Annotated in this window: 15 protein-coding genes; 10 read left to right on the forward strand and 5 right to left on the reverse strand. The window is 70.1% G+C overall.

Going from position 1 to position 18,441, the window contains the following annotated elements:
• Position 1: 1 nt before the first annotated feature.
• Entirely contained in the window at positions 2-1,303 is a 1,302-nt protein-coding gene (locus tag IPJ17_12195; GenBank protein ID QQR72283.1) for an aminoacetone oxidase family FAD-binding enzyme, read from the forward strand.
• Here IPJ17_12195 and IPJ17_12200 read toward each other — a convergent pair.
• Entirely contained in the window at positions 1,300-1,896 is a 597-nt protein-coding gene (locus IPJ17_12200) for a hypothetical protein (protein QQR72284.1), read from the reverse strand. The genes IPJ17_12195 and IPJ17_12200 overlap by 4 nt on opposite strands.
• Entirely contained in the window at positions 1,893-3,386 is a 1,494-nt protein-coding gene (gene argH / locus IPJ17_12205) for an argininosuccinate lyase (GenBank protein ID QQR72285.1), read from the reverse strand. Before argH ends, IPJ17_12200 begins: the two co-directional genes overlap by 4 nt.
• 185 nt (positions 3,387-3,571) lie before the next feature.
• Here argH and IPJ17_12210 point away from each other — a divergent pair, with 185 nt between their 5' ends.
• Positions 3,572-5,251 (forward strand): outer membrane beta-barrel protein, encoded by a 1,680-nt coding sequence (locus IPJ17_12210; GenBank protein ID QQR72286.1) that lies wholly within the window; start codon positions 3,572-3,574, stop codon positions 5,249-5,251.
• A gap of 549 nt (positions 5,252-5,800) precedes the next feature.
• On the forward strand, positions 5,801-7,180 hold the full coding sequence (ltrA, locus tag IPJ17_12215; protein QQR72287.1) for a group II intron reverse transcriptase/maturase: 1,380 nt from the start codon (positions 5,801-5,803) through the stop codon (positions 7,178-7,180).
• Between the two features lie 91 nt (positions 7,181-7,271).
• Here the strand turns inward: ltrA and IPJ17_12220 are convergent, their stop codons facing one another.
• The 3 genes from IPJ17_12220 to IPJ17_12230 form a co-directional block, all read right to left on the reverse strand.
• Positions 7,272-9,329, reverse strand: a complete 2,058-nt coding sequence (locus tag IPJ17_12220; GenBank protein QQR72288.1) for a M13 family metallopeptidase — start codon at positions 9,327-9,329, stop codon at positions 7,272-7,274.
• A gap of 143 nt (positions 9,330-9,472) precedes the next feature.
• On the reverse strand, positions 9,473-10,150 hold the full coding sequence (locus IPJ17_12225; protein ID QQR72289.1) for an SOS response-associated peptidase: 678 nt from the start codon (positions 10,148-10,150) through the stop codon (positions 9,473-9,475).
• A gap of 67 nt (positions 10,151-10,217) precedes the next feature.
• Complete coding sequence (locus IPJ17_12230) at positions 10,218-10,514, reverse strand: hypothetical protein (protein ID QQR76156.1); 297 nt, start codon at positions 10,512-10,514, stop codon at positions 10,218-10,220.
• A gap of 188 nt (positions 10,515-10,702) precedes the next feature.
• On the opposite strand from IPJ17_12230, the gene IPJ17_12235 reads away from it, so the two are divergent.
• The 7 genes from IPJ17_12235 (at position 10,703) to IPJ17_12265 (ending at position 18,420) form a co-directional block, all read left to right on the forward strand.
• Complete coding sequence (locus IPJ17_12235) at positions 10,703-11,806, forward strand: beta-lactamase family protein (GenBank protein ID QQR72290.1); 1,104 nt, start codon at positions 10,703-10,705, stop codon at positions 11,804-11,806.
• Positions 11,807-11,815: 9 nt separating this feature from the next.
• Positions 11,816-13,189: a polynucleotide adenylyltransferase PcnB gene (pcnB, locus tag IPJ17_12240; GenBank protein QQR72291.1), complete on the forward strand. Its 1,374-nt coding sequence runs from the start codon at positions 11,816-11,818 to the stop codon at positions 13,187-13,189.
• A 16-nt stretch (positions 13,190-13,205) separates the two neighbouring features.
• Positions 13,206-13,940 carry a succinate dehydrogenase cytochrome b subunit gene (locus IPJ17_12245; GenBank protein ID QQR72292.1) on the forward strand — a complete coding sequence of 245 codons (735 nt, stop codon included), beginning with the start codon at positions 13,206-13,208 and terminating at the stop codon, positions 13,938-13,940.
• 13 nt (positions 13,941-13,953) lie between these two features.
• A complete protein-coding gene (locus IPJ17_12250) occupies positions 13,954-15,867 on the forward strand; it encodes a fumarate reductase/succinate dehydrogenase flavoprotein subunit (GenBank protein ID QQR72293.1) in 1,914 nt (637 codons plus the stop codon).
• On the forward strand, positions 15,867-16,643 hold the full coding sequence (locus tag IPJ17_12255; protein ID QQR72294.1) for a succinate dehydrogenase/fumarate reductase iron-sulfur subunit: 777 nt from the start codon (positions 15,867-15,869) through the stop codon (positions 16,641-16,643). Before IPJ17_12250 ends, IPJ17_12255 begins: the two co-directional genes overlap by 1 nt.
• Before the next feature lie 171 nt (positions 16,644-16,814).
• Positions 16,815-16,964: a lmo0937 family membrane protein gene (locus IPJ17_12260; GenBank protein QQR72295.1), complete on the forward strand. Its 150-nt coding sequence runs from the start codon at positions 16,815-16,817 to the stop codon at positions 16,962-16,964.
• A 331-nt stretch (positions 16,965-17,295) separates the two neighbouring features.
• The gene (locus IPJ17_12265) at positions 17,296-18,420 is read left to right on the forward strand and encodes a hypothetical protein (GenBank protein QQR72296.1); all 1,125 of its coding nucleotides are present in this window, start codon (positions 17,296-17,298) and stop codon (positions 18,418-18,420) included.
• The last annotated feature ends 21 nt before the right edge of the window (positions 18,421-18,441 follow it).

The raw sequence follows: 18,441 nt of genomic DNA on the forward strand, positions 1-18,441 counted from the left end.
GGTGGCGGCCGACGGGGCGGGGCGCGTCGATCTGCTGGTGATCGGCGCCGGAGCCGCGGGTCTGACCGCGGCGATCTGGGCGAAGCGATCGGTGCCGGAGCTCGCCGTGACGGCGGTCGACGGCGCTCGGACGCTCGGGGCGAAGATCCTCGTCTCGGGCGGCGGACGCTGCAACGTCACCAACGAAGTGGTGCGCGGCGACGACTTCGCCGGCTCCTCGCCGCGTGCCGTCGACAAGGTGCTCCGGCAGTTCGACGCCGTGCGGACGCGCGAGTGGTTCGCCAGCCTGGGCGTCGTCCTGAAGGGCGAGGAGGACGGCAAGCTCTTCCCGGTCACCGACCGGGCGCAGACCGTGCTGGAGGCGCTGCTCGGCGAGTGCCACCGCGCCGGCGTCGAGCTGCGCCATCCGTTCCGCGTCGATGCGCTCGGCGCGGGCGAGGCCGGCCTCGTCGCCGCCGGGCCCCAGGGCACGATCGGCGCGCGACGGGTGGTCCTTGCCACCGGCGGCTGCAGCCTGCCGAAGACCGGGTCGGACGGGGCCGGGTTCGGGCTCGCGCGCGAGCTCGGGCACCGGCCGACCGAGGCGGCCCCGGCGCTGGTGCCGCTGGTGCTCACCGAGGGACATCCGTTTCGCGCCCTCTCGGGGGTCGCCACGTTCGCCCGGTTGGAGGTGCGTGCGCCGAATGGACGACGGCTCGCGGTGGCGGAAGGGTCGCTGCTGTTCACCCACGTCGGTCTGTCCGGTCCGGCGGCGCTCGATATCTCGCGTCACTGGATCCTCGCGGCGCGCCACGACCCGCAAGTGCGGCTGGTCGCCGTTCTGGCCCCGCGCGCCGAACCCGAGCGGCTCGAGGTCGAGTTGCGCGACCTCGGCGGACGCACGGTGCGGACCGTGCTCGGTCAGCGCTTCGTCGGGGCCGGCACGCCGAGCGCGCCCGATCGACTGCCGGAACGGCTGATCGAAGCGCTCGCCGTGCTCGCTGGCGTCGAGGCGGCGACACCCGGCTATCGGTTGCCGCGCGAGGCGCGTCGCCGACTGGTCAAGGGGCTCACCGAGCTCGAGCTGCCGGTGGTCGGCGACCGCGGCTACGCCCACGCCGAGGCGACGGCCGGCGGCGTGCCGCTCGCCGAGCTCGAGCTGCGCAGCCTCGAATCGCGCCGCTGCCCGGGTCTGCACCTGGCCGGCGAAGTCTGCGACGTCGACGGCCGCCTCGGCGGCTTCAACTTCCAGTGGGCCTGGTCGAGCGGGCAGGTCGCCGGGGTCGGCGCGGCGCGAGCGCTGCTGGCGAGCGAATCGCGCTAGGTGCGCGTGAGCCGCAAGAGCAGGCGGTGCGTCGCGAGGTAGACGCCCGCCAGGGTCGCCGTGAGCACGGTCGCGAGATGGACGAGCGGGGGCCCGAAGCTGCGTCGAAAGACCGGGTCGGCGAAGGCCCAGTTGCAGTTGAGCGCCGGGTCGACGAATCGGCCGCCGACGACGAGCAGCGCGGCGATGGCGCACTGCAGGCCGTAGCCGCGGCGGTCGTAGCCGAGACGCCGCAGCGCGTGGAGCAGCACCAGCGGCCAGACCAGGTGGTAGAGCGAGAGCAGCCGCGCGAAGAGCGGGTACTGCGGGTCCCACATGTAGGCCGCTCCGCCGAAGAGGAAGTCGCCGGTGGCGACCTTCCACCCGACGTCGAGGCCCCAGGCGGTGCAGGGCAGGAGCGCCGCGACGGCCTGGCTCGACAGCAGGAGACCGTTGCCGGTCACCAGGCCGAGGGCGGTGAGCAGGATGCCGATGTTGCAGAGCACCAGGAAGTTGAGCCAACCGTAGGCCGCCGCGTAGACCGGCAAGTAGACCGCGAGCCACCCGAGGGCGGCCCAGCGCAGGACGGGGAACGGGTGGGCGCTGCCGGTCACGCGAGACGGTCGGCGGTGATCGTGCCGTCGCGCAGGGCGCGGCGCAGCGGCGGCTCGGGGAGTCCGTCGACCCAGGCGAGCTCGGCGGCGATCGCCTCCCGTGCGGCGGCGAGCTGCTCGACGACCCGCTCGGGGGCCGGACCGCCGGGGGAGCGGTGCGAGCGCGCCGCCGCTTCGGGGAGGAGGCGCTCCCGGGCGCCGGCGGGCAGCTCGGGACAGAGCTCGCCGAGCACCGATTCCGGCAGCTCCCAGAGCTCGCAGTTGCGCTCCTCGGCCGCCAGAACCACGCGACCGGCGCGGCCGTGGGCCTCGCGGAACGGCACTCCGGCCCCCACCAGAAGGTCGGCGAGCGCGGTGGCGGTGAGATAGCCGCCGGTCAGTGCCTGCCCCATCCGGGTGACGTCGAACGCCAGTCCCGCGAGGAGCGGTCGCGAGACCGTGAGGCAGCCCTCGGCGGTGTCGAGGGCGTCGAAGAGCGCTTCCTTGTCCTCCTGCAGATCGCTGTTGTAGGCGAGCGGCAACCCTTTGAGGACGACGAGCAGCGCCTGCAGATCGCCGAGCACGCGACCCGACTTGCCGCGCAGGATCTCGGCCGGCTCCGGGTTCTTCTTCTGCGGCATCAGGCTGCTGCCCTTGGCGACGCGATCGGAGAGCCGAGCGAACCCCACCTCGCTCGAAGTCCAGAGCACGACCTCGCTCGCCCAGCGCGACAGGTGGACGAGGCAGAGGGCGCAGGCGAAGGCCGCCTCGGCGGCGTAGTCGCGGTCGGCCACCGCGTGGAGACTGTTGGCAAAGACGCCGGGCAGGCCGAGCAACTCGGCCACGCGGGCGGGCGAGACGGGGTGCGGCGATCCGGCGAGCGCCCCGGCGCCGAGCGGCGAGACCCCCGCGGTTTCGTGGGCGGTGCGAAAGCGGCGGGCGTCGGCGAGCAGGCTCCAGGCGTGCGCGAGCAGGTGGTGGGAGAGCGAGACCGGTTGGCCGCGCTGCTGGTGCGTGTAGCCGGGAAGGAAGGTCTCGAGGTGGTCCCCGGCCCGGGCCGCGAGGTCCTCGGCCAGGGTCGCGGCGAGTCGCACGAGCCCGGCGAGCCGCTCGCGGGTGTAGAGGCGCAAGGCGAGGCCGGTCTGGTCGTTGCGGCTTCGTGCCGTGTGGAGGCGGCCGGCGGCCTCGCCGATCCGCTCGGCAAGCTGCCGCTCGATCCAGCTGTGAACGTCTTCGTCGGCCCCGTCGACGGCCAGCCGGCCGGATTCGAGCTCGGCGAGGATCCCGGCGAGGCCGTCGAGGATCGGACCGGCGGCCGGGGGATCGACGATCCCCTGCTCGAGCAACATGCGGGCGTGGGCCAGAGAGCCCAGGAGATCGGCCCTTGCCAGCCGCCGGTCGAAGGGCAGGGAAGCCGTGAACCGGTGGATCTCTGGGTCCACGCTGTCGCGAAACCGTCCGCCCCAGAGCTTCGTCTCGGGTGGGGTGGCGGAGGGGGGGCGGTCGTTCAAGAGAGGGTCTCCCGGGCTTTTTCCGAACGGTCGTCCCGGAGGGGCGACTTTCGGGGTGGAACGGCCTTAGAATACCCGTGAATAGGCCGGATCGTCCGTGTCCACGCGGTGCGCCTCGGGTGTATCGCCGCGGGCCCCCGGACGGCACGATCGAAGATCGACCCAAGAGAGGAGAGAGAGCTCACATGGCACTCATTCGAGGGAAAGCCGGAGTCACCGTCGGCGTGGCTGCGGCGCTGACGCTTGCGCTGGCTGCCGGCGCCGCTGCGGCGGAACGCCCGGTTTGTCAGGACTACAAGGCCAAGAACCGGATCATGCGGATCGGCCAGCACCCGTTCGCCAAGAAGGCGCCGGTCAAGAACGTCGCCGAGTTGCAGGCGATGTGGACCGCGCAGGGCGACGAGATCAAGTCGCTGCTCGAATCGCAGGGCCTCGGCCAGACGGCCGCCCCTCTCGCCGAAGCGGTCGCCGCCGGCAAGGTGCGTGACGCCGAGCTGAAGTCCGGCGACACGCTGAACTGGATGGCCTATCGGAAGCGGGCGAAGAAGCCGGCCGACCTCATCATGCCGGCCTGCTACGCCGGCAAGAAGACCTATCCCGGCTACGCGATGACGGTCGAGATTCCGCAGGCCGTGCAGATCGCCAACGCCATCTGTCGCCTCGACGCCTCGGGCGACGTCGCCGCCAAGACCCTCAAGGCCGACGCCTCGGCGAGCTCGAAGGGCGCCACGGTGGTGATGAAGGGACCGGGCGGAGAGCAGACGATCATCTCGGCCGACGGTCCGCGCACCTGGGAAGGGCCGTGGGTCAAGCGCTACTGCTTCGACACCGAGTTCGTGGTCAACGCTCCGCCGCCGGTCACCGACCGGAAGATCGACGTCTACGACTTCATGGTGCCGGCCGCCTGCGGCAACCTCTCGTTCGCCGGCCAGACGATCCGCACCGAGCAGGTGAAGGGCGAGGCCTGCACGGCCACCTTCTCCGTGCCGCGCGCGGTGCCGCCGCCGCCGTCGATCACGCTGGCGGTCGAGCCGGCCGAGATCTTCCGCGGTCAGTCGGTGACCTACACGGCCACCGGCCACTGGGATCGCGAAGCCGAGTGCGGCGTCGTCGACCCGCTGGTCGTCACGACGGCGCGCTGCAGCGACCCCGAGGCGGGCCGCTGGACTGCCGAGACCGGATCGTTCACGCCGGCCAAGGCGGGTAGCTACACCTTCTCCGGGACGGCGAAGAACGAGATCGGCGACGCGACGTCGACCACGACGACCGTGCTCGTCAAGCCCCGCTGGGCGATCCGCGGCTTCCTCGCGGCGATCAAGGCGAACAGCAACTCGGCCTGGCAGCGCACCAACGCCGGGACGACGAGCGAGGAGCTCTCCAGCCTGACGGTCGACGACGGTTGGGGGATCGGCGCTTCCGCCGAGTACCGCTTCAGCGACCTGATGGGCCTCGAGGGCGCGCTGATCTTCGGCGAGCTCGAGTCGAAGTTCCGCTACAGCCGCTTCGCCGGCTCCGACAGCGACAGCGACAAGATGGGGATGAAGGCGCTGACCTTCGGACCGAACTTCCACCTGATCCGTGGCTCGAAGGCCGACTTCTACGTCGGACCGTTCGCTGCCTACATGCAGATGGACGACGCGTCGTTCAACGTGCTCGGTGCCAACCGCAAGCGCGGCTACTCCAACGAGCTCGGCTACGGCGCCCAGCTCGGCCTCGACTACGGCTTCGGCCCCTGCACGCCGTGGGCGCTGCATTTCGGCCTGCGCTACATCGATCCGAAGTTCGACGTCGACGGTGGCGACGGCAACCCGAGCATCACGGTCACGCCGCTGCTGTTCGAGGCGGGCTTCGCGTACCGCTTCTAGTCGTCCCTGAGTCCGCAAAACCAAGGGGGGCGGGCCGCGAGGCCCGCCCCCCTTTTTTCTTGTGCGCCAGGCATGGCGCGCAGCGCCGGGCCTGGCGTCTGGCGCTGGATAACTGCGGAGGGAAACCGAAGCAGGAAGTGACCTGGGGGTGGAAGTCCCCTGCGGGCCTTGATGACGGGAACCGCGAGCCGAACCGCAAGGGTGCTCACCGCGAGGTGGGATCTGAAGGAAGCGGCAGGCAGAGCCCCGGCCCGAGGAACACGAAGCGCGTAGAGGCGCCGGAGTAGGTGGGCGAGAGGGCCAGAAGACTCGAAGCCCGAAGTCATCCGGACCGAGACGGCGTAGACGCGACGGGTATGTGGGGTGAAGGTCACGCGTCTTACCCTGGGAAGCCTGGGAGCTGCCGCAAGGCTAGGGCCGCCGCGAGGTGGACCGATGGCGACCAGGTGTCAGCAGAGGCCGAGAAGCCGCGGGCGTAGCCGCGGCGAGGGCCGAACGAGGTGAGCCGAACCGGCTCGGACCATTCGCGGGTGACGAAGGGCAGAAACGATGGCTGAGATGCCACGGCAGAGCGGGAAGGCGGACGGCGGAACCGTCCGAAGTACCGCCCCTGTGCCGCCAGTGACCCCGGCATGGAACGACTCCGTCGGGGAGCCGCCGCCGATGCAACTGGAAGAGGTGCTACGCAGGGAGAACTTGCTGCGCGCGTACCAGCGGGTCAGGAGCAACGGGGGTGCGCCGGGCGTCGACGGGATGAGCGTCGAAGAGCTCGGCAAGCACCTGGTGCAGCACTGGGACGCGATCCGCGAGGAGCTACGCGAGGGGAGGTACCGCCCCGCCGCGGTCCGCCTGGTGGAGATTCCGAAGCCAGGTGGCCGGGGAGTGCGCCGTCTGGGAATCCCGACGGTCCTCGACCGTCTGATTCAGCAGGCGATCCTTCAGGTGATTCAGCCGCCCATCGACGCGACGTTTTCGGACGCGAGCTTCGGCTTTCGTCCGGGGCGCAGCGCCCAGCAAGCCGTGTCTCGGGCCCGCGAGCACGTGAAGGCGGGGAACCGATGGGTGGTCGATATCGACCTGAAGGACTTCTTCGATCGGGTCAACCACGACGTGCTGATGGCACGGCTGGCGCGCCGGATCGAGGACCAGCGCCTCCTTCGTCTGATCCGCCGATCCCTCGAAGCCGGGCTGCTGGAAGGCGGCTTGGCCTCGCCGCGGGTGGAGGGAACGCCGCAAGGCGGGCCCCTCTCACCGCTCCTGTCGAACGTCCTGCTCGACGAGCTGGATCGGGAGCTGGAGCGCCGCGGGCACCGCTTCGTGCGTTACGCCGACGACTGCAATGTGTACGTGCGGTCCAAGCGTGCCGGCGAGCGGGTGCTGGACTCGCTGGAGCGCTTCCTCGCGAAGCGTCTCCGGCTGCCGGTGAATCGCGACAAGAGCGCGGTGGACCGTCCGTGGGTGCGGAGGTTTCTGAGTTACTCGATGACGGCTCACCGTGAGCCGAAGCTGCGGGTTTCGCGCGAGGCGCTCGCTCGGATGAGGAGCAAGCTGCGCGAGACGCTGAGCGGCGGTCGTGGCCAGAGCCTGTCGAAGACGATTCAGAAGCTCGGCCCGGTCATCCGTGGCCTGGTCGGGTACCTCCGCGATGTCGAGACACGCTCGAGCTTCGAGGAGCTGGACCAGTGGCTCCGCCGCAAGCTGCGCTGCATCGTGTGGCGCCAGTGGAAGCGGCCACGAACCCGCGCCAAGGAGCTCATGAAGCGGGGTATCGCCTGCGACAGGGCGCTCGTCTCGTCCTACAACGGTCACGGTCCGTGGTGGAACGCCGGTGCGTCCCACCTCAACCAAGCCCTCCCCGCCGGCTGGCTCGCACAGCTCGGACTCCTCAGCTTCGTCCAGGAGCACCGGAGGCTGACGTGCTCACCTTGAACCGCCGTGTACGGAACCGTACGCACGGTGGTGTGGGAGGTCGGGGGGCGTGAGCCCCCCACCTACCCGATCCTCGGTTTGGTGGTCGCGCTTACCAGACCGTGCAGATGTCGGCCGGATGCATCGGCGTGCCGGCCTTGCAGGAGAACGCCTCGAAGAAGGCCGGGTTGTTCATCGGCGCACCGATGGCGCGGAAATGGCCCGGTGAATGCGGGTCGGTGGCGACCTGCTGGCGCAGGAACTCCGGCGCGGCGACCGTGCACCAGACCTGCGCCCAGCCGACGAAGAGCAACTGCTCGTTGGTGAGGCCCGGCACCGCCGGCGGCGGCGGGCCGTGGCGCTTCTCCCAGATCTTGTACGCCGCGTAGGCCTGCTTGAGGCCGCCGAGGTCGGCGATGTTCTCGCCGAGCGTCAACTCGCCGTTGACCTTGGCGCCGGGCTCGACCTCGAACTTCGAATAGAAGTCCTTGACGCACGAGGTCTGGCCCTCGAAACGCGCCGCGACCTCCGGGGCCCACCACTCGCGGAGCTGCCCCTTGGAGTCGAACTTGCGACCCATGTCGTCGAAGCCGTGGGTGAGCTCGTGTCCGACCACCGCACCGATTCCGCCGTAGTTGAGCGCCGCCGGGAAATCGCGGTGGAAGAAGGGCGGCTGGAGGATGCCGGCGGGGAACGAGATCTCGTTCTGCAGCGGGTTGTAGGAGGCGTTGACGGTCTGCGGCGTCATCCCCCACTCCGTGCGATCGACCGGCTTGCCGACCTTGCGCATCTGGCGGTCGAACTCGAAGATCGAGCCGGAGACCGTGTTGTCGAAGTAGCTCGTCCGGCCGACGTTCATCGTCGAGTAGTCGCGCCACTTGTCCGGATAGCCGATCTTGTTGGCGATCGCCAGCGACTTCTCCTTGGCGCGCTCGCGCGTGGCGTCGTCCATCCAGCGCAGCCGCGGGAGTGAATTGACGAAGGCGGTCTCGATGTCGTGGATCATCTCGAGCGCCTTTTCCTTGCTGTCGCCGGCGAATTCGCGGTCGACGTAGACCTTGCCGATCGCCTCGCCGAGGGCGCCGGTCGTCGCGGCGACGCAGCGCTTCCAGCGGGGCTGGATCTCAGCCTGGCCGGAGAGGGTCTTGCCGTAGAAGTCGAAATTGGCGTCGACGAACGGCTTGGCGAGCTGGTCGGCGGCCGAGTTGACCGCGCTCCAGCGCAGGTAGGCGCGCAGCGTCGGCAGCGGCGTCGTCGCGGCGAGCTTCTCGAGAGCGGTGAAGAACTCGGGAGTCGCGACGTTCAGGTCGGCGAGCGCCGGGAAGCCGATCGCCTCGAAGTAGCGGTCCCACGGGAGACCCGGAGCGACCTTGGTCAGCCCTGCACGGTCCACGGGATGGTAGAGCTTCTCGATCTGCCGCATCTCCGTGTTCGGGCGGGAAGCGCGGGCGAGCTCGGTCTCGAACGCGACGATCGCCTTGGCGTCGGCGGCGGCCTGCGCCGCCGGCGTGCCGAGCAGGCCGAGCATGCGGGCGACGTGCGCCTCGTACTTCTGCATCAGCTCCTTCTTCGTCGGGTCCTCGCTGACGTAGTAGTCGCGCTCGGGCATGCCGAGGCCGCCCTGGATGAGGAAGAGGATATTGAGCTCGGGGTTCTTGAAATCGGGCACCGGTCCGGCGCCGAAGAGCGTGTTGGCCCCGGCGCGGTGCAACTTGCCGGCGACCGCGAAGAGCGACGCCGGGTCGCTCACCTTGTCGATCTCGGCGAGCCAGGGTGCGAGGGGCGTGGTGCCTGCCTTCTCGACCGCGGGCTCGTCCATGCAGGCGGCGTAGTAGTTGCCGACGAGCGCACGCTCGGCGTGCGGGTCGGTGCCGGGGGCGGCGGCGGCCTCGTCGAGGATCGTGCGAACGATCTCGCGATTGCGCTCGCTGATGGTCGAGAAGCTGCGAGTCCATCGGGCCTGATCGGCGGGCAGCTTGGTCGAGTCGAGCCAGCCGCCGCAGGCGTAGCGGTAGAAGTCCTGGCAGGGATCGGCCTTGAGGTCCATCGACGAGAGCACCTGCTGGGCGATCGTCGACTGGCCGGCGGCCGGCGGCAGGTCGGTGGCCAGCGCCGGGCCGGCGAGACCGAGAGTGAGGGTGGCAAGAGCGGCGAGACGGATTGCTGACATCGATCCTCCTTGGGTAGACGGACGCATCCGGTCTTCTTACGCGCCGGCGCGCCGAGAGTTGCCGATGGTCGCGATTCGGGGGGGCGGGGAGGCCCGGAGCGTGCCGGCGGGAGCCGATTCCACCCCGGACCGCTCGCGTCACGTCACGAGGGTGCGAGCGGCGCTGCGCACTCGGGCCGGTCGTGAGCCGGGTTGTTGACCGCCAGACCGACCGGGAAGCCTCGGAGCAGGTCGTCCGGCGCCGGAGCGAGAAGCGGGAGGAGGCGTGCGACGTCGAAGATGGCGGGATCGAGCCAGAGCGCGAACTGCTCGCGGGCGACAATGGCCGGCATCCGGTCGTGCACCGGCGCCAGGACGGCGTTCGGCGTCGTCGTGACGAGGGTGCAGCTCTCGAGGTCTCCCGTCGCGGGATCGGTCCAGCGCGACCAGAGGCCGGCGATGCCGAACGGTCGGCCGTCGCCACGGCGGAAGAGCCACGGTTGCTTGCGCTTGCCCTCGGGTTTCCATTCGTAGAAGCCGTCCGCCACGACGAGGCAGCGTTGACGCTTCAGCGGGCCGCGGAACGCCGGCTTCTCGGCGAGCGTTTCGGCGCGCGCGTTGATCAGCCGGTTGCCGATCGCCGCGTCCTTGGCCCAGGCGGGGACGAGCCCCCAGCGGACGAGGGCGAGCTCGCGCGGTGCCCCCGGCGCCGGGACGCGGACCACCGGCACATGCTGGGTCGGAGCGACGTTCCAGCGCGCCGCGAGCTCCGGCGGGGCGTCGAGCGAGAAGACCTCGGCGACGACGTCGCCGGGCGAAGAGATCGTGTAGCGGCCGCACATCGACAGGTCCTCCCGGGTCACAGCGCGTTGGGGTGCGCTGCCGACGATAGCGCGTCCGTCCTCCGGCTCACTCGTCGGCGAGATCGAGGTGGAAGCGGTGCAGCCCACGGCGGAAGAGCGGCACGAGCAGCAGGGCCACGAGGGAGAGGAAGACCACCCCCGAGAAGAGCGCGTAGGCGGTGGCGAAGAGCTTGCCCGCCGCCGACTCCATGCGATCGACCGGGCCCATGCCGGTGAGGATCATCGCGGCGTTGAGCAGCGCGTCGAGCCAGCCGAGCCCCCCGAGGGCGTGATAGCCGGCGGCGCCAACGGCGAGCGATCCCGCGACGGCACCGGCGGCGATCCCCAGGTTGCGTCGCAGCATCGCCTCGGCGACGCGCACGTGGTGCAGATGGTGGGCGAGATGTCGGGCACCGGGCTTCGGTTCGATGGCGCTCATCGGAATCTCCTCTCCGGGCCAGGGCACGCGCGGCCGCTGCCCATCGGAACCCATGCACGGTACCCGCGGAGCGGCGTGGGCACAAGCCGGGCCGGTCGGGCTAGAGTCGGGCAATGGGGTTCTCTCTCGACGCGACGCTCGCACGGCTCGACGAGGGTCGGCGCATTGGCCAGCACCTCGGTGGTCAGCTCTGCGTGCTCCGGCGCGGTGCCCTCGTCGCCGATCTGGCCTTCGGCGACGTGCGCCCGGGAGAGCCGATGACCACCGCCCACCGGATGCTCTGGCTCTCCTCGGGCAAGCCGGTGGCCGCCCTGGCGATCGCCCAGCTCTGGGAGCGCGGCCGGCTGGGGCTGGACGACCCGGTGGCTCGCCATCTGCCGGAGTTCGGAGCCGCCGGCAAGGAGGGCGTGACGGTCCGCCACCTGCTGACCCACACGGCCGGCTTGCGCATGCCGGAGGTGGGGTGGCCGGAGAGCTCCTGGGAGGAGATCCTGGCGCACATCTGCGCCCACCGGCTCGAGCCGCGTTGGGTCCCCGGGCGCAAGGCCGGGTACCATCCGATGTCGACCTGGTTCGTCCTCGGCGAGATCGTCCGCCGGCTCGATGGCCGTGACTTCCCGCGCTACGCGCGCGACGAGATCTTCCTGCCGCTCGGCATGAGCGACTGCTGGCTCGGTGGCATGCCGGACGAGGAGTACGAGCGCGCGCAGCCCTGGCTCGCGCCGCTCTGGCGCTGCGAGGGCGAGCCGGAGATGCGTCCCTGGCACTCCCGCGAACGCCTGACGCGGAGCTCGCCGGGAACCAACGGTTGCGGTCCGATGCGCCAGCTCGCGCGTTTCTACGAGATGCTGCGTTGCGGCGGCGAGCTCGACGGAGTGCGACTGCTGGCACCGCAGACCGTCGAAGCGCTCGTCGCGCGGCATCGGGTCGGCCTTTTCGACCACACCTTCCGTGCCCAGCTCGACTGGGGGCTCGGCGTGATCGTCAATTCGGCCTGGCATGGCGAGCCGGAGATGCCCTACGGCTACGGTCCGCACGCCTCGTCGCGCACCTTCGGACACAGCGGGGCGCAGTCTTCGACCGGCTTCTGCGACCCCGAACCGGGCCTGGTGGTGGCGCTGGCGGTCAACGGAATGCCGAGCGAGGCGACACACCGCCTCCGCTTTCACCAGATCCTCGCGGCGCTCTTCGAAGATCTGGGGCTCGTCGGGCTATAATCGGACTTCGTGAGTGGTGCGGCGTTGCTCGAGCCCCGGGTCCTTCCCCGCTCCGAGCATCCGATCTCGCGCAGCCTCATCGACAAGAACGCGCTCAAGGTGCTGTACCGCCTCCACGAGGCCGGTCACACCGCGTACCTGGTCGGCGGCGGCGTGCGCGATCTGATGCTCGGGCGCAAGCCGAAGGACTTCGATGTCGCCACCGACGCGAAACCCAACGAGATCCGTCGCATCTTCCGCAACGCCCGCCTGATCGGGCGGCGCTTCCGCCTGGCGCACATCCTCTTCAAGGAGGGGATCGTCGAGGTCTCGACCTTCCGTGCGGGGCCCGGTGCGGAGGAGCGGCCGGCCGAGGGAGCCGGCGACCTGCTGATCACCAGCGACAACGTCTTCGGCAGTCCCGAGCAGGACGCGTTCCGTCGCGACTTCACGATCAACGCCCTCTTCTACGACATCGCCGACTTCAGCGTCATCGACTTCGTCGGCGGCCTCGCCGATCTCGAAGCGCGGGTGATCCGTTCGATCGGCGACCCAAACGTGCGCTTCCGCGAAGACCCGGTGCGGATGATGCGAGCCTGCGAGCTCGCTGCCCGCCTCGGTTTCGGGATGGAGAGCGAGACGCAGGAGGCGATCCATCGCCACCGCGGCGAGATCTCGCGCGCCGCGCCGCCGCGGGTGACCGAGGAGCTCGTCGAGCTGCTCTCCTGCGGGCGCGCCGGCGCGGCGCTCCAGTGGATGCTCGACCTCGGGCTGCTCGAAGTCCAGCTGCCGGAGGCGTATGCCATGGTGGCCGCCGGACAGCGCGGTCTCGGCGATCTCGGGCGGCTGCTGCCGGTGGTCGACGAGATGGTGCTCGGCGGGCGGTCTTTCAAGGACTCGCTGCTGCTCTCGCTGCTGTTGCTGCCCAAGCTCCTGCTGCGGCGCTACGACGTCGAGGCGCTCGGCCAGCGACCACTGCGCCGCCACGAGCTCGAGACGCTGGTCGAGGAGGTGGCGTTGCCGTTCGCCGAGCGCTTCGCGCTCGCCAAGGCGCGCACCTTCGAGATCCGCGAGACGCTGCTGGCCTTCGCCGAGCTCTGCGACGTGCCGCGCGAGCGCCAGCGCCGCGCCCGTCTCGCCGGTCGGCCGTTCTTCCGTCAGGCGCTCGAGCTCTTCGAGCTGCTCGTGGCGGCGACCGGCGAGGGGCAGGCGGAGCTCCAGCTCTGGCGCGCCGAGACGCCGGGGGCGCCGCGTCTCAAGCTGATCGCCGGCGCGTCGCCGGGTGTCGACGGGGAGCGCGAGGGTGGGTCGCCTCCCGCCGCGGCCGGCAAGCGCAGTCGTTCGCGCCGCCGCCGTCGCCGCGCGTCGGGACGCGGCGTGGCCGGCGAGATCGCCGGGACGTGACGAGGAAACGGGGACGATGTTGACCACGCGACAGGGCAGCGCGTCGGTGCTGCCCGCCAGGGGAGGCGTGACGATGGGATGGTTCGCCGAGTCCTACCGCTCGGCCCTCGGCAAGAAGGCGGTCATGGCCGTGACCGGCTTCGTGCTGTTCGGCTTCGTGTTCGTCCACATGGTGGGCAACCTGAAGCTGTACCTGGGGCCGGAGAAGCTGAACCACTATGGCGAGTTCCTCCGCGAGGTGGGCGCGCCGGTCTTCCTCCACGGACAGGTGTTGTGGATCGCGCGAGCGGTGCTGCTGCTCTGCGTCGTCCTCCACATGCACTGTGCCTGGGTGCTGACCCGCACCAGCTGGGCGGCGCGGCCGGTCGGCTACCGCATGCAGCAGGCGGTGCAGACCACCTACGCCTCGCGGACGGTCCGCTGGGGCGGCGTGATCATCGGCGCCTTCGTGCTCTACCACCTGGCGCATCTGACGCTCGGCTGGACCACCGACGGCTTCCAGCCGGGCAAGCCGTACGAGAACATCGTCGCCGGCTTCCAGGTCCCGTGGATCGCCGCGATCTACGTGGTCGCCAACCTCGCGCTCGGGCTGCACCTCTACCACGGCATCTGGAGCCTCTTCCAGACCCTGGGCTGGAACAGCCCGGGATTCAACCCTTGGCGCAGGCGGTTCGCTGCGGCGTTCGCGGTGATCGTCACCGCGGGCAACGTGTCGTTCCCGATCGCCGTGCTGACCGGCTTCGTCCGGTGAGGGAGGGGAGGCCATGACGCTCGACAGCAAGATCCCCGCCGGACCGATCGAACAGAAGTGGGACAAAGCCCGCTTCGACCTCAAGCTGGTCAACCCGGCCAACAAGCGCAAGTTCAAGATCATCGTCGTGGGCAGCGGCCTCGCCGGCGCTTCGGCGGCGGCCACGCTGGCGGAGCTCGGCTACAACGTCGAGTGCTTCTGCTACCAGGACAGCCCGCGACGCGCCCACTCCATCGCCGCCCAGGGCGGGATCAACGCCGCCAAGAACTACCAGAACGACGGCGACAGCGTCTTCCGGCTCTTCTACGACACGGTCAAGGGGGGAGACTTCCGCGCGCGCGAGGCGAACGTCTACCGTCTGGCGCAGGTGTCGACCGGCATCATCGACCAGTGCGTCGCCCAGGGCGTGCCGTTCGCCCGCGAGTACGGCGGCTATCTCGACAACCGCTCCTTCGGCGGCGCCCAGGTGTCGCGCACTTTCTACGCGCGAGGGCAGACCGGGCAACAGCTGCTGATCGGCGCCTACCACGCGCTCTCGCGCCAGATCGGTCGCGGCCAGGTGAAGATGTTCCCGCGCACCGAGATGCTCGACCTGGTGGTCGTCGACGGCCGCGCCAAGGGGATCGTCGTGCGCGACATGGTGACCGGCAAGGTCTCCTCGCACGCCGGCGACGCGGTGCTGCTCTGCACGGGCGGCTACGGCAACGTCTTCTACCTCTCGACCAACGCCAAGGGGTGCAACGCCACGGCGATCTGGCGCGCCCACCGGCGCGGCGCGCTCTTCGCCAACCCGTGCTTCACGCAGATCCACCCGACCTGCATCCCGGTGGCCGGCGACTACCAGTCGAAGCTGACGCTGATGTCCGAGTCGCTGCGCAACGACGGCCGCATCTGGGTGCCGAAGAAGGCGGGAGACAAGCGGGCCGCCGGAGACATCCCGGAGAGCGACCGCGACTACTTCCTCGAGCGTCGCTATCCGGCGTTCGGGAATCTCGTGCCGCGCGACGTCGCCTCGCGCAACGCCAAGATGGTGTGCGACGAAGGTCGCGGTGTCGGCCCGAGCGGGCTCGGCGTCTACCTCGACTTCGCCGAGTCGATCCAGCGGCTCGGCCGCGGCAAGATCGAGGAGCGCTACGGCAACCTCTTCGAGATGTACGAGAAGATCACCGGCGAGAACCCCTACGCCGTGCCGATGCGCATCTTCCCGGCGGTCCACTACACGATGGGCGGCCTGTGGGTCGACTACAACCTGCAGAGCAGCATCCCCGGTCTCTACGTGCTCGGCGAGGCGAACTTCTCCGACCACGGCGCCAACCGGCTCGGCGCCTCGGCGCTCATGCAGGGACTGGCGGACGGCTACTTCGTCATTCCGTACACGATCGGCGACTACCTCTCCAAGCACATGGGCGAGAAGGTCACCACCGACCTGCCGGAGTTCAGGCAGGCGGAGAGTGAAGTCACCGGGAGGGTGCAGAGACTGCTCGCCGTCGACGGCAAGCGGAGCGTCGATTCGTTCCATCGCGAGCTCGGCAAAATCTGCTGGGAGTTCTGCGGCATGGCCCGCAACGAGGCCGGGCTGAAGAAGGCGCTCGAGCTCATCCCGCAGCTCCGGGCCGAGTTCTGGCGCGACGTCCGCGTGCTCGGCGAGGGGGAGGAGCTCAACCAGTCGCTCGAGAAGGCCGGCCGCGTCGCCGACTTCCTCGAGCTCGGCGAGCTGATGTGCCGCGACGCCTTGAACCGCAGCGAGTCCTGCGGCGGCCACTTCCGCGAGGAGAGCCAGACCGAGGAGGGCGAGGCGCAACGCGACGACGAGAAGTTCTCCTATGTCGCCGCCTGGGAATGGAAGGGGGAGGGCAACGCCCCCGCCATGCACCAGGAGCCGTTGACCTTCGACTACGTCAAGCCGAGCCAGAGGAGCTACAAGTGATGAACCTCACACTCCACGTCTGGCGGCAGAAGGGCCGAGAGGACGCGGGCCGCATGGTGCGGTACGAGGCTCCCGGCATCAGCAGCCACATGTCGTTCCTCGAGATGCTCGACGTGGTCAACGAGCGTCTCATCGAGAAGGGCGAAGAGCCGATCGCCTTCGACCACGACTGCCGCGAAGGGATCTGCGGCATGTGCGGGCTGGTGATCAACGGCAAGGCGCACGGCCCGCAGAAGGGCACGACCGCCTGCCAGCTCCACATGCGGCACTTCAAGGACGGCGACGAAATCACCATCGAGCCGTGGCGCAGCAAGGCCTTCCCGGTGCTGAAGGATCTGGTCGTCGACCGCACGGCCCTCGACCGCATCGTCCAGGCCGGCGGTTTCATCTCCGCCAACACCGGGTCGGCGCCGGACGGCAACGCCATCCCGGTCCCCAAGCAGGACTCGGACCTGGCGATGGACGCGGCCTCCTGCATCGGCTGCGGCGCCTGCGTCGCCCAGTGCCCGAACGGCGCGGCCCAGCTCTTCGTCTCGGCCAAGGTGTCGCACCTCGGCCTGCTGCCGCAGGGCCAGCCAGAGCGCTGGGACCGGGTGGAGAAGATGGTCGCCCAGATGGAGCAGGAGGCGTTCGGATCCTGCACCAACTACGGCGAGTGCGAGGCGGTCTGTCCGAAGGAGATCTCGGTCGACTTCATCGCCCAGCTCAACCGCGACTACCTCAAGGCTCGCTTCCGTCCGAAGCGCGAGGCCCGCGGTAGCGCCGGTGCCGGCTGAGCCGGCGCCTCCAGCTCGTCTTTCCCTCGAATGCCGGGTCGCGAGACCCGGCATTCTGCTCTCTCGCCGAAACGGCCGGCGAGGCGAGGCGTACAATGAGATCGACGAGCCCGTCGACGCTCCCGCGCTGCCCGTCGACCTCCCGGCGTGGGGGCGGAAAGGAGAGGTTCCATGCTCTGGGTCGTCGCCGCGATTCTCGTCTTCTTCTGGGCACTCGGAATGATGAGCCCCCACACCCTGGGCGTCTACACCCACCTGCTGCTCGCCGCGGCGGCTGTCGTGGTGGCGTTGCGCCTGATGCAGGGGCGTCCCTACCGCTGATCGCGGAGGACTTGGCGGGGCGATGTCGAGTGGTTGGAAGAGCCGTCGCCGGGCGGTTCTGTGGTGAATCGCGAGCCCGCAACCCGCGACACCCAGGCGGTCGTGCGCTCCTTCCAGGCTCGCCAGCGAGTCATGTCCGCAAGAGCGAGAAGCCTCCCGGCCGAGGCGATGTCTCGCTCTTCCTTCCGTGGCGATCTCCCGAAGGTCCTGGTCGCAGAAATCCGGGACAGGCACGGATTTCGACGAGCCCGGAGCCCCGGCCTGCCGACTCCCGGTGGGTGCCGTGCGTGAGATTGTCGCCGCCCGTTTCGGGGTCTAGACTCTGCCCGCCGTGAGCCGAGCGCTTCGGGGGGTACTCGCAGCCGGGCTGCTCGTGGGGGTCGCCCCGCTCGCCGCCGAACCGCTGCCGCGCTTTGCCGGCAACGCGGTGTGGAATCAGAGCGTCGTCGCGGCGCCGGTGCATCCGCAGTCGGCGGCGATGATCGCCACGCTCGCTGGCCTCGGCGGCTTCGGCTTCGGCCGCATGCAGATCGACTTCTCGATGCACGTCGTCCACGCTGCTGCCGGAGCCCCGACGCGGGTCATCGCCGCCCATCCCGACGGCTACTGGGACCCCGACTGCGATCCGCTCGGGACCGCCGTGCCGGTGCCGCTCGATGCGGCGATCGAGGGCGAGAGCGGTCTCGACTGCGACCACGTCAACAACGATTGCCACCTGCTGGTGGTGCAGGGGCGCACGCTCTACGAGCTCTACGCCACCACCGCGGTCAGCGCGACCACGCTCGAGACCCACTGCCTGGCGACCTGGCATCTCGACGCGAGCTATCCGCCCGAGGGGCGCGGCGAGCACTGCACGAGCGCCGACGCTGCCGGCTTCCCGATCGCTCCGTTGCTCTTCAACGCCGACGAGATCGCCGCTGTGTTGGCCTTCGACCCGACCGGCGACACGGTCGATCTCGGGCACGCGGTTCGGTTCATCCTGCCGAACGAGCGCATGGCCAACGATCCGTCGCTCGGCGGCGTCGGCGGCCGGCTTTACGCGCGACCGGGCACGCACGCCGGCAGCCCATCGGGTCCGGTCGGTTCGGTGCCTTACGGGGCACGCCTTCGGCTCGCGCCGGGCTTTCCGCGCACCGGCTACAACCCGGCGGCGCGCGTGCTGCTCAACACCTTCGAGCGCTACGGAATCGTGCTCGCCGACGGCGGCAGCGTGGCGCTGACGGCGGAGAGCGACCTCTACACGGCCACCTCGTGGGCCGATCTCGGCGTCGACTCGCGCCTCTTCGACCTCACGCCCGGCGCCACGGATCTCGCGATCACCCACTTCCAGGTGCTCGACACCGGGGCCCGCATCGGCGAGACCTGGGACTGCGTGCGCACCGAGATCGTCGTGCCGCTCTTCGTCGACAGCTTCGAGTCGGGCTTGGGGCGATGGTCGGGTGGCCACGCCCCCTGACTGGCGGGTCTCCCCGTCGCG

The organism is Holophagales bacterium, from assembly GCA_016699405.1.
In the GTDB taxonomy this organism is placed as follows: Bacteria; Acidobacteriota; Thermoanaerobaculia; order Multivoradales; family JAGPDF01; genus JAAYLR01.

What these genes read in the sequence shown, in the direction of transcription:
- IPJ17_12210 (QQR72286.1), top strand. Translation starts at nt 3,572, where the DNA reads ATGGCACTCATTCGAGGGAAAGCCGGAGTCACCGTCGGCGTGGCTGCG.
- ltrA (QQR72287.1), top strand. Translation starts at nt 5,801, where the DNA reads ATGGCTGAGATGCCACGGCAGAGCGGGAAGGCGGACGGCGGAACCGTC.
- IPJ17_12220 (QQR72288.1), bottom strand. Translation starts at nt 9,329, where the DNA reads ATGTCAGCAATCCGTCTCGCCGCTCTTGCCACCCTCACTCTCGGTCTC.
- IPJ17_12225 (QQR72289.1), bottom strand. Translation starts at nt 10,150, where the DNA reads ATGTGCGGCCGCTACACGATCTCTTCGCCCGGCGACGTCGTCGCCGAG.
- IPJ17_12230 (QQR76156.1), bottom strand. Translation starts at nt 10,514, where the DNA reads ATGCTGCGACGCAACCTGGGGATCGCCGCCGGTGCCGTCGCGGGATCG.
- IPJ17_12235 (QQR72290.1), top strand. Translation starts at nt 10,703, where the DNA reads ATGGGGTTCTCTCTCGACGCGACGCTCGCACGGCTCGACGAGGGTCGG.
- IPJ17_12245 (QQR72292.1), top strand. Translation starts at nt 13,206, where the DNA reads ATGTTGACCACGCGACAGGGCAGCGCGTCGGTGCTGCCCGCCAGGGGA.
- IPJ17_12250 (QQR72293.1), top strand. Translation starts at nt 13,954, where the DNA reads ATGACGCTCGACAGCAAGATCCCCGCCGGACCGATCGAACAGAAGTGG.
- IPJ17_12255 (QQR72294.1), top strand. Translation starts at nt 15,867, where the DNA reads ATGAACCTCACACTCCACGTCTGGCGGCAGAAGGGCCGAGAGGACGCG.
- IPJ17_12260 (QQR72295.1), top strand. Translation starts at nt 16,815, where the DNA reads ATGCTCTGGGTCGTCGCCGCGATTCTCGTCTTCTTCTGGGCACTCGGA.